The sequence below is a fragment of the Parasphingorhabdus sp. genome (assembly GCF_039982415.1).
Classification (GTDB): domain Bacteria; phylum Pseudomonadota; class Alphaproteobacteria; order Sphingomonadales; family Sphingomonadaceae; genus Parasphingorhabdus.
On record NZ_JBDWYL010000008.1, the window covers coordinates 201,193 to 213,939 of the forward strand.

Sequence of the window (12,747 nt, forward strand, 5' to 3'; positions counted from 1 at the left end):
CATTTACTCCGCCGGTTTCGGTTTAAAAGTCACGACATTTTTCTGCGCCGGTCCCGGTGCTATACCGGCCGTGCGAACCGGACCAGTTTCCGTCGACTTCACGCCTTTTTCGCCTGGTTCCGGTGCTTTGTGCATCAATCGTAAAATATACCAGCTTCCGGCCCCGAAAACGAAAAAATAGACAATGATAAAGGCCAGCAGCGAAGCTGCGACCGCGGGAGCGGCCAGTGGAGAAGCGCTGTCTGCCGTCCGCAACAATCCGTAAATTGTATAAGGTTGGCGTCCCACTTCCGTGGTGATCCACCCTGCTATAACCGCAACAAAACCGGAAGGCGCCATAAGCAGAGCGGACTTGTGCAAAAGCGACCAATCATAAAGCTTTCCACGCCATCGTGCGAGGAGGCTCCACAAGCCAATAGCCAGCATTCCAAAACCAATGCCGACCATGATCCGAAAGGACCAAAAGACCATTCCAACCGGTGGCTCATCGGCATCGGGCACCGTATCAAGGCCATCTAGGGGCGCATCCAAATCATGTTTGAGGATGAGCGAAGACAATTTGGGAATCTGGATTTTATAGTCAATCCGCTTCTCTTCACTATTGGGGATACCGAATAGGATCAAAGGCGCTCCATCGGGATGGCTGTCATAATGGCCTTCCATCGCCATTATCTTCACTGGTTGATGTTCCAATGTGTTGAGACCGTGCAAATCTCCCGCGAAAATCTGAACAGGGGCAACCAACGCTGCCATCCACATGGCCATAGAGAACATTTTCCGGGCATGGGCATTGGTTTTGTCTTTCAGCAAATGCCAAGCACCGACACCGCCCACCACAAAGGCGGTTGTCAGGTAGGTCGCCATTAATGTGTGGAATAAACGATAGGGAAAGCTGGGATTAAAGATGATCGTCCACCAGCTATCTCCCGGGACAAATTGCCCGTTGGCCGCAATTTCATGACCGGTGGGAGTCTGCATCCAACTGTTGACGCTCAATATCCAAAAAGCAGAAATAAAAGTCCCGACGGCGACCATCATTGTGGCGGTAAAATGCAGCTTTTTTCCAACTTTGTTCATCCCGAACAGCATCACGCCCAAAAAGCCTGCTTCGAGGAAAAAAGCGGTCAACACCTCATAGGCCATTAACGGCCCGATTACTGGCCCTGCCTTGTCGGAAAAAACCGCCCAATTCGTGCCGAATTGATAAGACATGACGATGCCGGAAACAACACCCATAGCAAAAGTGACCGCGAATATTTTGAGCCAATATTTGAACAAATCCATATAGATCGGCTTGCCGGTTTTCAGCCACAAACCTTCCAGCACAGCCAAATAGCTTGCCAATCCGATAGAAAATGCAGGAAATATAAAATGAAAGCTCACCGTAAACGCAAATTGAATGCGCGCCAGCAATATGGCATCAAATTGCTCAAACATCGTCGACAGCCCCCTTTTTAGGTGGATCGGAGTTCAAATCTATGGCTGCTATGTAGCGATTATTGGTCTCTTCCACAATGTCACAGCACTTGATAAGGGTCGTGTATTAGTTGCAAAATTTGCAAGCCAGAATTGGAACAGGATGAAGATATGAAAATTTTTCAAACATCACTTTTATGCATTACGCTGATGATTTCGATGCCGGCCTCAGCCCAATTGGAAGGCTTTACGACAGGTCCGATCTTTGATGATTTCGGACCAAATGCTCCGGTGGACAGCGACACATTGCTGGCCCAAGATACACAGTTTAAAATTGCCTTTGATCTCGCCAAAAAAGCAGAGACTGGAAAGCTTAATCGCTCTATCGAAAGCGCTGCTCGTTTCATCAACATGCATGTGGCAGCGGGCATACCGGTAGAAAACATCAAACTGGCAATTGTGGTCCACGGCAGCGCTTCAGTGGATCTGACACAAGCTGCCTTATACGGCCAGCGCAATGCTGGTGCTGCCAATGGGAGCGCAGATGCTATTGCCGCTCTACAGAAATATGGTGTCACCTTTCATTTATGCGGCCAGAGCGCGGCAGCCCATAAAATTTCAAAATCCGATTTATTGCCGGGCGTAAAATTGGATCTGTCTGCGATGACGACTCATGCACAGCTTCAGCAGCAGGGCTACACACTAAACCCCTTTTAACTGCTGTTGCTTAGAGATTTGTAGCCTCTTCATTGGCCATAGCCTTGCGTTTGCGCAATATTTTCATTGTCATCAAACCAGCCGGCAGAGCCAGAGTGACAATGCCGAAAACAATCCAGAACACATCGCCCAAACCGCCATAACCTCTCATCAATTCTCTGAGCGGTTCCCAGATAAACCAGATGGCAACGATCCACAAAAGCAACATGATATACACCGCCACTTTGTCTTGAAGCACGATTCCCAAGCCAGCCAATCCACCATCATCGGCTCCCGATTTGCCACCAGAAGCTTCGCGAAACCGTTCCAGTTCCGCTTCGGCCTCTTTTTGTCCCGATTGTGCTTCATCCAATTCTCGGCGCAAGCGGACCAATTCTCTGGCGTTGCTGGCGACCTCACCCGCTTGCGCCTTTGAGGCAGCGGTCAATTCACCCAGCTCTGCTTCCATGGCCGCGCGCTTTGCCCGTTCGCCGGCCAATTGCTGACTGGTGTCCGGCGTAGCGCTTTCGATGATCCGGTCAATCACACTGGGCGCTAATGGGTCAGCGGCATAGCGTCGCAACCAGTCTTTCCAGTCGTCACTGCTGCCTTTTTCTTTCAGCCGCGCATATTCCGCAAGACCTGGGCGCTCCAATAGCTCGCCAATGCGTGTGAGGATGTTCAACCAAACCAGATTGTCAGTTCCTTCGGCACCCTCTTCAAGTATTTCTGCTTGTACGGACCGAAACTCGAGTGGCAATTGGCATTCACGCAACTGAACCGCGATGAGCCCGCTACGCTCCTTGCCGGTCCGCGCTTCGTTACGAACCCAGTCAGATTCTACGGATTCTTCAGTCCACAACACCAGCAAGGCTTTCGCCGCTTCAATTTCACGTTCAATTTCTCGATCAAAGGAAGATCCTGCGCCGATGCCAGCATCAAACCAAACACTAACCTTCAACGCTTCGAGATGATCGCGGATGGCGGTACAGCGATCTCGATCATTTCTTGAATAGCTGATGAAAATGTCCGCCATATCCGTCCCTTATCCCTTTGTCCTGAGAGGCTTCATACTCTATTGTAGGGCGCGACAGCAATGTAAAATCACACGCCCCAGACAGCTGCTCCCTTGACCCGGTAGGAATGTTCTCTAAATTAGAACAAACCATGAACATAATCGATTCGAATATCCTCCAGCAATTGGGCGCGGGTAAATCTCAAATGCTGGACAATGCCTCGGCGGGCCATTTTACCTTTGGCGCCCACGCCATTGATACAGCGCTTGCCGGTGAACATTCCCGTCATGGCCTGCCATTGGCACAATTGCATGAAATCCATACAGCTGAACCCGAAGATAGCAGCAGCGCAGCCGCTACAGCGCTGCTCTTAGCGGCACGTGCGCGGATAGCCGCACAAACCGTTGAACAACCCATCGCATGGATACGTGACCATGGAGAAGCCCGGCGACAAGGCCGGCTCTACCCCCCTGGATTGATAGAATTGGGTCTCAATCCTGAGCATATATTATATATTGATGCGGCCGACAGCATCGCTGTATTACGTGCCGCTGCGGATGCCGTACGCTGCGCTCCAATTGGCGCGGTCATTGTTGAATTGACCGGCAAAAACCCCAAGGGCCTTGATCTAACAGCGACACGCCGCCTGGCTCTGTCTGCCAAAAAGTCCAGTGTGACGACTTTCATGCTGCGCAACAAGGCCGCGCCCATGCCAAGCGCCGCCTATAGTCGCTGGCAAGTCGCCGCAGCGCCTTCAAAGCCACTGGCAGCCAATGCAGTTGGCGCCCCTGTTTTTGACCTTATTTTGCTACGCCATCGTGGTGGACTGGATGGCCTTGACGCGCGTTTGGAGTGGAACCGTGAAACACAAAGCTTTCAGGAAGCGTCGGATATTGGCGCTATACCTACCTTATCTGGAATCAGAACGGATCATAAAAACACATCGGAAGCTCTGTCCGAAGACCAACACGCCCACGCCTGATGCCAGACTTGCGGCTCCTTTTGCTCTAATCGAGAAAGTAAAAGGAGCCATGATGCTCATGGCCGTGGATCAAGAAGCCGCCCATCTCGGCTTAGGCCCTGGCATGAAACTCGCAGATGCGCGGGCGCGTGTTCCCGATCTGCAGGTTTTTGACCATGATCTGCTCACTGATGCCGCCTTGCTCGATCAATTGGCCGATGCATGCTTGCGCTATACTCCGATGGTGTCCGTTAGTCCCCCGCATAGTCTGTTGCTCGATATTAGCGGCTGCACTCATTTCTTTGCTTCGGAAACCCAATTGGCACAAGATACCGAAGACCGGTTTGATCAGGCTGGGTACAGCATATTCTGGGCCTTGGCGGGCACGCCCGATGCAGCGCTTGCATTGGCGCATCATCGCTTACGGGAAGGCGCTGAAGCGCAATTGCCTGTCTCTGCCCTAGCCATGGATGATAAGATCCATCGCGCGCTCGAGCGCGCTGGACTCTACTATATTGGTGATCTGGTGGAACGGCCGCGCGCGGCTCTGGTTGCGCGTTTCGGTTCCGTATTAGGGTTGCGTCTGGACCGGATCATGGGGATTGAAGATCGTCCAATTGATCCAATCCGCAGACTGGCTAACATCACAGTTGAACAGCGCTTTGCCGAACCACTCACCCATATTGATTTTGCGATCCATTGCCTCGAAGAACTTTTTGCACAGGCTGTTCAGCAACTGGCCGAACGCGGTCAAGGCGCACGTATGATCCATATGATGCTGTTCCGTTGCGACGGAGATATTGCGCGCTTGGCGATAGAAACGGCTCCGGCAACCCGCAACATAGCTTTATTCAAACGCCTGTTGAAAGAACGGATTGGAACGCTGAACGACCCCCTTAATCCAGGCTTTGGTTATGATCTTATACGCCTGTCCATTGTCGCTACCGACAGATTGGAGCATGAACAATATCGCTTGGAAGGTGGCGAGGATAAGCAAGGAAATAAGGCCGCCCTCATCAGTCAGCTCAGTGTGCGGCTCGGGCGAACACAAGTGCAGCATTTCATGCCCGCAGACAGTCACATCCCTGAACAAGGGCTTCTCGCCTTACCCGCACTGGACAGCGGTCCGCCAAAACTATGGGATCGCCCGAAATCAGGAGAACCACCATTACGACCACTTCATATGTTTGATCCGCCACAGCATATCCAAGTCCTTGCAGAAGTGCCTGATGGTCCGCCTTATCGATTCACCTGGCGACGCAAGATCCACCGGGTCAGTCGTTATGAAGGCCCGGAACGTATCGCGTCAGAATGGTGGCAAAGGCGCAATGGTCAACAGCCTGGCAAAGGCGGCCTGACCCGTGACTATTATCGTGTCGAAGATATTCGTGGGCGGCGTTACTGGCTCTTTCGGCACGGGCTTTACGGGTCGGAAAAAGACAATCCGGACTGGTATATTCATGGCCTGTTCGCATGACCATTCGGCCTACCTCTTTATTTGCCGAGCTATGCGCATCAACGCATTATAGTTTCCTACATGGCGCTTCTTCGCCTGCTGATATGGTCACGCAAGCCTTGCTGATGGGCATGACTGGCATTGGTATTGCGGATCGAAACAGCGTTGCCGGCGTTGTCCGTGCCCATGTTGCCTTGAGAACCACTTATGATGATGCTGCAGAAGCAGATCTGGCATTACCCGATTTCAAACTGATCGTCGGTGCCCGGTTGGTCTTTTCTGATGAGACTCCTGATATCATTGCCTATCCTACCTCTCGCCATGGCTGGGGACGGCTTACACGGTTGCTATCGACCGGAAATTTACGGGCAGAAAAAGGCGATTGCTTTTTATACGAGGCCGACCTGTTTCAATGGGTCGAAGATATGGCGTTGATTGTTTTTCCGCCACAAGAGCAGCCCGATAAGCCTGTCCACGAAAATTTCTGGCCGCGCCTTCGCGCCCTGACCCCGCATTTGTGGATTGGTGCCACAATGCCCCGCGCGGGGTGTGACAAAAGGCGGCTAAATGCACTAGCAACATTATCCCAGACGACGTCTATCCCATTGCTCGCGACCAATGACCCGCTTTACGCCACAGCACAACAACGGCCGCTCCATGACATACTCACCTGCATCGCAGAAAAAACAACTATCGCCAAAGCCGGACGGTTGCTCGCCGCCAATGCCGAGCGTCATCTCAAAAGTCCGCAAGAAATAGCCCGTCTCTTTGTCGACTATCCTGAAGCCCAAGAGGAAACGCAAAAATTATTGGCCTGCATCGATTTCACCCTTGATGAGCTGAGCTATCATTATCCTGACGAACCTGTTCCGGACGGCTGGACACCGCAAAACTGGCTCGAGCATCTCAGCTGGTCAGCCGCCCGCAAACAGCATCCCCATGGCATACCCCAAGCCCTGGAAAAGAAAATTCAAGGCGAGCTGCGGTTAATCGAGAAACTAGAATATGCCCCCTATTTTCTGACAGTTTACGACATTGTAAAATATGCGCGCAGTGAAGGTATATTATGTCAGGGTCGCGGTTCTGCTGCCAATAGTGCAGTCTGCTTCTTACTGGGCATCACTTCGGTCGACCCTTCCAAACATGATTTGCTGTTTTCCCGCTTTATATCTGAAGAACGCAAAGAGCCGCCTGATATTGATGTCGATTTTGAGCATGAGCGCCGCGAAGAAGTCATCCAATATATTTATCAGCGTTATGGCCGTCACCGTGCGGGCATTGCTGCAACCGTTGTCCATTATCGGTCACGAAGCGCAATCCGCGAAGTCGGCAAAGCCTTAGACCTGTCCGAAGATATCACCGCCCGCTTATCGAGCACAGTATGGGGCAGCTATTCGAGCAAGGCGCCAGATAGCCGGTTCAAGGAGACTGGCCTCGACCCAGACAGTCCGGATATTGTCAGGCTTGGTGACCTCGTTCGTGAGATATTGCAATTTCCTCGTCATTTGTCCCAGCATGTCGGCGGCTTTGTCCTCACGCAGGACCGGCTGGATGAGACCGTTCCAATTCACAACGCGGCGATGGAAGATCGGACATTTATCGAGTGGGACAAGGATGATATTGATGCCTTGGGACTGATGAAGGTCGATATATTGGCTCTGGGTATGCTGTCATGCATCCACAAGGCTTTCGATATGATGCGCCATCATGATCTTGGTGATTATGCGTTGGCAACCGTACCCCAAGAAGACAAAGCCACCTATGACATGCTTTGCAAAGGCGACAGTATTGGGGTGTTTCAAGTCGAAAGTCGCGCGCAGATCAACATGCTTCCGCGCTTACGGCCTCGCGAATTTTATGACCTGGTCATTCAAGTTGCCATTGTCCGCCCCGGTCCCATTGAAGGTGACATGGTGCACCCCTATTTACGCCGCCGATCTGGCATAGAAAAGGTCACACTGCCCTCTCCTCACCCTCCACATGATCCAGATGAACTGCAATCAGTGCTGGGCAAGACTTGCGGCGTCCCTCTCTTTCAGGAACAAGCCATGAAATTGGCGATTGTCGCGGCTGATTTTTCGCCTTCGGACGCCAATAAATTGCGGCGCGCCATGGCAACATTTCGTAATGTCGGGACGATCCATCATTTTCAGGAGAAGATGATCGATGGAATGGCCTCACGCGGCTATCAGCGGGATTTTGCAGAGCGTTGCTACAAACAGATACAAGGCTTTGGCAGCTACGGTTTTCCAGAAAGCCATGCCCAGTCATTCGCGATATTGGTTTATATAAGTTCATGGATTAAATGCCATCACCCAGCGGTATTTGCTGCCGCATTGCTCAATTCCCAACCAATGGGCTTTTATGCACCAGCGCAGATTGTTCGCGATGCCCGCGAACATGGTGTTGAGATACGCAATGTCGATATTAATCACAGCGATTGGGACAATAGTTTGGAAGAGAATTCCGGTCACGCACATCCCCACGCGATGCGCATTGGTCTGCGACAAATTGACAGCTTTCGCGAAGAGTGGGCCAAGCTCATGGTTGCCGCACGCCCCTTTCGATCAATCGAACAATTGGCCCGGCGAACAAAGCTACCCGCTAGGGCCTTGCGGCTGTTAGCCGATGCCGATGCCTGTCGATCCATTGGTCTCGACCGGCGCAAAGCGCTTTGGGAAGTCAGAAGAACCGCTTCCCATACATTACCGTTATTTGAAGCTGCTCAGGCCCGCGAATTGGCGGAAGAAGAAGATGCCCGTTTGCCGACCATGACCAAAAACGAACATGTTGTTACCGACTATCAAACGATCCGATTATCTCTCAAAGGCCATCCCATGGAATTTCTGCGCGAAGATTTTCGGGCTATGAACGTGATGAGCTGTGCTGAGATTGCCAAAGCTAAAAACGGAAGCTTTGCGCAAGTGGCTGGTGTTGTCCTGATCCGCCAACGGCCAGGTAAAGGCAATGCTATATTCATCACCTTGGAAGATGAAACCGGTATATCGAATCTGTTACTTTGGGCCAGCCGTTTTGAAGCCATGCGCCGGCCGGTCATGGCGGCGCGGCTAATGCTAGCCTCTGGCGAAATTCAACATAGCAAGGAAGGTGTGACCCATTTGATGGTCAGTCGAGTGGAGGATTGTACCGCTATGCTGGATAACATTGTCGAACATGAAGAAACCCCCACAGCCATGGCCAGAGCTGATGAAGTTAATCGTCCGGTCTATCGCAACGAAGACAGACAAGCAGAGCAACAAAAGGCGGCGCGAAAATCGCCCAAGCCGAAATATCCCCGCAGCGGCCATCCGCGCAATGTCAGGATCATTCCGAAGTCCCGAGACTTCCATTAAACCAAACCCTAGAAGCGAGAATAATCGAGTCTGCAAACAATTATGATCGACTGCTCCAAATGCCCGACTCGGGTAGAATGCCTCTTGTTTCCGACGAATTTCAGCCATTTTTCACTTGGACCCACCGGCTGGTCTGCCTACCGCTAACTTCTGGCATGTCGCTTCATAAACACCATTTTTTAAATGAGCAGGGGACAACAATGGAGTTGAGTACAATGAAAAAACTACCCATGATTGCAGCTGCTTTTGGTGCTGCTACACTGGTCGCCGCCCCTAGTTTTGCACAGGATGCAACCGAAGCTCCGGACGAAGGCGCCGCAGCAGAAGCCGCACCTGCCCCCGAGCCCGCACCTGCTACTATCGACACTGATGGCGATGGTACGATGGATGCCTGGGATCAGCGCGGTGACGGTAAACCCGACAGTTGGGATACGGATGGCGATGGTGCCCCCGATGCATTTGACCAAGACGGTGACGGCGCGCCCGACCCGAAATAGTCTGAGCATTCAGGCCTTATCAGCCTAGCTGTGCCTAAATCGTGCGGCCAATAGAGCACCTCCCTCCCTGCTCAATTGGCCGCACTCATCTCTGATAAAGGAAAGAGATCATGAACAGAATATTATGGAAACCTGCCTTATTTTTAACCCCGACAATATTGGCTGTAACAGCCTGCGATGCTCCTCCTGCTGAGGATCCGGCCGGTGAAGGGCTGGAAGATGGCAGCACAATGGATGTCACCCCGATGGAAGAGCCCATCGATACCGGGCCGCTTGATCAAACAGTTCCGGTCGATGGCGGATTGGAAGGTGGCGGCGCTCCGGCCGATGATCTCTCTCAAGATGTGCCCGACACCGTTGCGCCAGCAGGCGAAGGCAATGTGACCGAAGAAAATGTTGAAGAGCCAAGCACGACATCGGCGGAAGACAGCACGGCTAAAGAATGATCCGTCGCTGTGCAATGTGCCAACGATAAAATGGAACCGAGAAATCTGAGGCGCAAGCCGGGGGCCGCTTCTTTTCGGAGAAACAGACCCAATGCCAAAGCCGATGAATATATGCCAATTACCGCTTAATGAATTGCTCTACACGCGCGATATTGCGGGTGAAGAGATTGAGACAGTCCAAACCTATTTGCGGTATTATGGTTATCTGCAGGATCGATTTGGAACATTGCACAACGGAGAATATGACGAAGCAACCGCTAAAGCGGTGCAGCTCTATCAAAACTGCTTTGGCTTGCCTGTTACCGCAGCTTTGGATCAAGCAACCCTATGCGAAATGGCAAAGCCGCGGTGCGGCTTTGTCGATATTCCTGCTATTGATGGAAATTTTACCGCCGTCAGTCGATGGGAAACCTCTGATCTGACCTATTATTTTAGAAGCTTCTCTACGAAATTGGCACGAGCAGATATTGAACGGGACGTAGCAGCTGCCTTTCTTTTATGGTCGGAGCAATGCGACTTGCGTTTTTCTGCAAGCACCAATGGCACTGCCGAAATTGAGATAGAATTTGCTCAAGGCGCCCATGGCGATGACAATCCCTTTGACGGTCCGTCTGGTGTATTGGCGCATGCCTATTTTCCTCCTCCCAATGGCGGTCAACGGGCCGGTGACACCCATTTTGATGATGATGAAAATTGGACAAGCAACCTAAATGACAGCCAAGCCATTGATTTTCTGACAGTGGCCGCGCATGAATTTGGTCATGCGATCGGGCTGGGGCATAGCCGAGAGAGAAATGCCTTGATGTTCCCCAGTTATTCCGGCGCTCACCGCTTCCTGGCCGCCGATGATATTAGCGGGTGTCAGTCGCTTTACGGACCACCCTCCAAGCCAACCGATCAAGAATGCGTTGATCCGAATCGCTGAATCGAAGCATTTGACCGATGACTGTAACCTTCTGTTCTGAATTGACGAACTTAATACTATCGTCACATTTTCTATTTTGGGCATAGCTGTGCTATTATGTCCTCAAATTGAAGGAGCCAGCATGCAGTATTTCAAAACAGCGATAATCTTAAGCGCCGCCTCAACGATCGCTCTGGGCGCGAATACGGCAATGGCCGCGGGCGGAGGCGGAGGCGGAGGATCAGCGCCAAGCAGCAGTGCCCCCCGTTATGATGCTGCAGCCGAATATCAAAAAGGTGTCGCTGCGCTGCAGGCAAAGAATAACAAAGCCGCCGTCCGCGCCTTTAAGCGCACACTGAGCGTGGCGCCGCGCAACGCTAATGCACAATATCTACTCGGCGTGAGCTATATCGGCATGGACAATTATAAAAAGGCGCGCAAACCGCTCGAAAAAGCGATTAAATATAATAGCGGATTGATCGGTGCACACCGCGATCTGGCCATTACATATCATAAGCTGGATATGGCGGACAAAGCACAGGCTTCACTCAATGCATTGACCGCCAAGGACAAAGCTTGCGGCAATGGGTGCGCCGACAAAGCGGAACTCACCAAAGCCATTGCCAAGGTCAAAGCCACTATGAACGGCAGTGACTCTGCGCACTATCAGCCAGCCGACAATATGCAATTTGCTAGCACCAACTCCGGTGACCTGGCCTATATGGGAGCCGTGGCCCTTATCAACGAAGAGAAGTTTGAGGAGGCGATAGCTGATTTGCAATTGGCGTCCATGACCTTTGGCCCTCATCCAGATATTCTGACCTATCTGGGATTTGCCAATCGTAAGCTGAAGAATTTTGACCGCGCTGAACAATATTACCAAGCCGCACTAGCCGTCGCACCGGAACATCTTGGCGCAACGGAATATTACGGCGAACTAATGGTTGAGCGCGGTGATATTCCAGGAGCAAAACGTAAGCTCGCTCGCTTGGAAAGCCTATGTGAATTTGGCTGCTATGAAGCTGAGGAGCTGCGCCGTTGGATTGGCGACGCATCGGTTTCCTAAAATATAGCGCAGCCGCCACTTTAATGTGCGCGGTGGCTGTCCAAGCTGCTGACCGGCCATTGATCAAGGCTATGGAATGGCTGTCGCCGCCGCAATATCTTGCGGCTTTGACAACCCAACCGCCGCGCGCCAGCATCGACCACGATCACCAAACGATCGCGGGAGAGGTGCTGTTTCACGCACCAACCATATTGGGTGGCCAAGCGGCAAAAGCGGGGCTTTCCTGTGCCAGTTGTCATGAAAATGGTCGTGACAATCCTGCCTTTCTTTTTCCCAATCTGTCAGACGCGCCTGGTACTGCTGATGTAACGAGCAGTTTTTTCAGTGCGCATCGCGGCAATGCCACATTTGATCCCGTCCCAATACCAGACCTGACATTGCCCGGGAAAATCTCGCGCAGTGCCGACAATAAAGACCTGGAACAATTTATCCGCGATCTCATTGTCGAAGAATTTGATGGTCAGGAACCCAGCGCGTCCACATTAGATGCACTGGCACGCTATATCCGTTCCCTTCGCAAACCCGAAGTTGAAGAACGAGTATCGTTGACCGCCGATGATCATTTTTCAGACATTGCGCAAGCCGTCCAGGCCGCACGTGTCGCACAGGAGCAAGATGATCCCGATCTGTCACAACTTCTGCTCGCGGCAGCCCGCCATCGCCTCGGATTGGTGCATGAACGTTTTGCGGGAAAGCGACTCAAACGCGAACGGAAAGCAATTGTCGCAGCCAGTCGGGTTCTGGGAAAAATCCAATATAATCCCGACAAGAATGCATTTCTTGAAGAGTTGGAAAAATGGCAGATGACATTTCCTGGGTTCCAAAAGCTGGGACAAGAAAAACAGCATTTGTCCCTTTATAATCCTGAGATATTGTCCGCGGCTCTGGCGCAATCCAAGCGCTGACTTGGTTCAGCCAACTTTGCCCAAAAGAAAA

At 51.9% G+C, this 12,747-nt stretch carries 11 protein-coding genes; 9 read left to right on the plus strand and 2 right to left on the minus strand.

Annotated elements, in window-relative coordinates:
* Positions 1–3: 3 nt before the first annotated feature.
* Complete coding sequence (locus tag ABJU74_RS13555) at positions 4–1,437, minus strand: cytochrome ubiquinol oxidase subunit I (protein ID WP_348384806.1); 1,434 nt, start codon at positions 1,435–1,437, stop codon at positions 4–6.
* A gap of 150 nt (positions 1,438–1,587) precedes the next feature.
* On the opposite strand from ABJU74_RS13555, the gene ABJU74_RS13560 reads away from it, so the two are divergent.
* Positions 1,588–2,133, plus strand: a complete 546-nt coding sequence (locus tag ABJU74_RS13560) for a DsrE family protein (protein ID WP_348384807.1) — start codon at positions 1,588–1,590, stop codon at positions 2,131–2,133.
* A 10-nt stretch (positions 2,134–2,143) separates the two neighbouring features.
* Here ABJU74_RS13560 and ABJU74_RS13565 read toward each other — a convergent pair whose 3' ends face one another.
* Positions 2,144–3,148 (minus strand): TIR domain-containing protein, encoded by a 1,005-nt coding sequence (locus ABJU74_RS13565; protein ID WP_348384808.1) that lies wholly within the window; start codon positions 3,146–3,148, stop codon positions 2,144–2,146.
* Positions 3,149–3,279: 131 nt separating this feature from the next.
* Between ABJU74_RS13565 and ABJU74_RS13570 the strand changes: the two genes are divergently transcribed.
* The 8 genes from ABJU74_RS13570 to ABJU74_RS13605 all read left to right on the plus strand — a co-directional run bounded on the left by ABJU74_RS13570 (position 3,280) and on the right by ABJU74_RS13605 (position 12,716).
* Positions 3,280–4,110 carry a hypothetical protein gene (locus tag ABJU74_RS13570; protein ID WP_348384810.1) on the plus strand — a complete coding sequence of 277 codons (831 nt, stop codon included), beginning with the start codon at positions 3,280–3,282 and terminating at the stop codon, positions 4,108–4,110.
* Complete coding sequence (locus tag ABJU74_RS13575; protein ID WP_348384937.1) at positions 4,022–5,566, plus strand: DNA polymerase Y family protein; 1,545 nt, start codon at positions 4,022–4,024, stop codon at positions 5,564–5,566. The genes ABJU74_RS13570 and ABJU74_RS13575 overlap by 89 nt, the downstream gene beginning before the upstream one ends.
* The gene (locus ABJU74_RS13580; protein WP_348384811.1) at positions 5,563–8,898 is read left to right on the plus strand and encodes an error-prone DNA polymerase; all 3,336 of its coding nucleotides are present in this window, start codon (positions 5,563–5,565) and stop codon (positions 8,896–8,898) included. The genes ABJU74_RS13575 and ABJU74_RS13580 overlap by 4 nt, the downstream gene beginning before the upstream one ends.
* A 215-nt stretch (positions 8,899–9,113) precedes the next feature.
* On the plus strand, positions 9,114–9,395 hold the full coding sequence (locus ABJU74_RS13585; RefSeq protein WP_348422598.1) for a hypothetical protein: 282 nt from the start codon (positions 9,114–9,116) through the stop codon (positions 9,393–9,395).
* Positions 9,396–9,505: 110 nt separating this feature from the next.
* Entirely contained in the window at positions 9,506–9,841 is a 336-nt protein-coding gene (locus ABJU74_RS13590) for a hypothetical protein (RefSeq protein ID WP_348384813.1), read from the plus strand.
* Between the two features lie 91 nt (positions 9,842–9,932).
* Positions 9,933–10,766: a matrixin family metalloprotease gene (locus tag ABJU74_RS13595; protein WP_348384815.1), complete on the plus strand. Its 834-nt coding sequence runs from the start codon at positions 9,933–9,935 to the stop codon at positions 10,764–10,766.
* A 121-nt stretch (positions 10,767–10,887) separates the two neighbouring features.
* Positions 10,888–11,811: a tetratricopeptide repeat protein gene (locus ABJU74_RS13600; RefSeq protein ID WP_348384816.1), complete on the plus strand. Its 924-nt coding sequence runs from the start codon at positions 10,888–10,890 to the stop codon at positions 11,809–11,811.
* Positions 11,784–12,716, plus strand: coding sequence for a hypothetical protein (locus ABJU74_RS13605; protein WP_348384818.1), 933 nt, complete (start codon positions 11,784–11,786; stop codon positions 12,714–12,716). Before ABJU74_RS13600 ends, ABJU74_RS13605 begins: the two co-directional genes overlap by 28 nt.
* Positions 12,717–12,747 lie beyond the last annotated feature (31 nt).

Excerpts from the sequence above, each read along its gene's own strand:
- ABJU74_RS13595 (WP_348384815.1), top strand. The coding sequence starts at position 9,933 with ATGCCAAAGCCGATGAATATATGCCAATTACCGCTTAATGAATTGCTC.
- ABJU74_RS13565 (WP_348384808.1), bottom strand. The coding sequence starts at position 3,148 with ATGGCGGACATTTTCATCAGCTATTCAAGAAATGATCGAGATCGCTGT.
- ABJU74_RS13600 (WP_348384816.1), top strand. The coding sequence starts at position 10,888 with ATGCAGTATTTCAAAACAGCGATAATCTTAAGCGCCGCCTCAACGATC.
- ABJU74_RS13590 (WP_348384813.1), top strand. The coding sequence starts at position 9,506 with ATGAACAGAATATTATGGAAACCTGCCTTATTTTTAACCCCGACAATA.
- ABJU74_RS13585 (WP_348422598.1), top strand. The coding sequence starts at position 9,114 with ATGAAAAAACTACCCATGATTGCAGCTGCTTTTGGTGCTGCTACACTG.
- ABJU74_RS13560 (WP_348384807.1), top strand. The coding sequence starts at position 1,588 with ATGAAAATTTTTCAAACATCACTTTTATGCATTACGCTGATGATTTCG.
- ABJU74_RS13555 (WP_348384806.1), bottom strand. The coding sequence starts at position 1,437 with ATGTTTGAGCAATTTGATGCCATATTGCTGGCGCGCATTCAATTTGCG.
- ABJU74_RS13570 (WP_348384810.1), top strand. The coding sequence starts at position 3,280 with ATGAACATAATCGATTCGAATATCCTCCAGCAATTGGGCGCGGGTAAA.
- ABJU74_RS13580 (WP_348384811.1), top strand. The coding sequence starts at position 5,563 with ATGACCATTCGGCCTACCTCTTTATTTGCCGAGCTATGCGCATCAACG.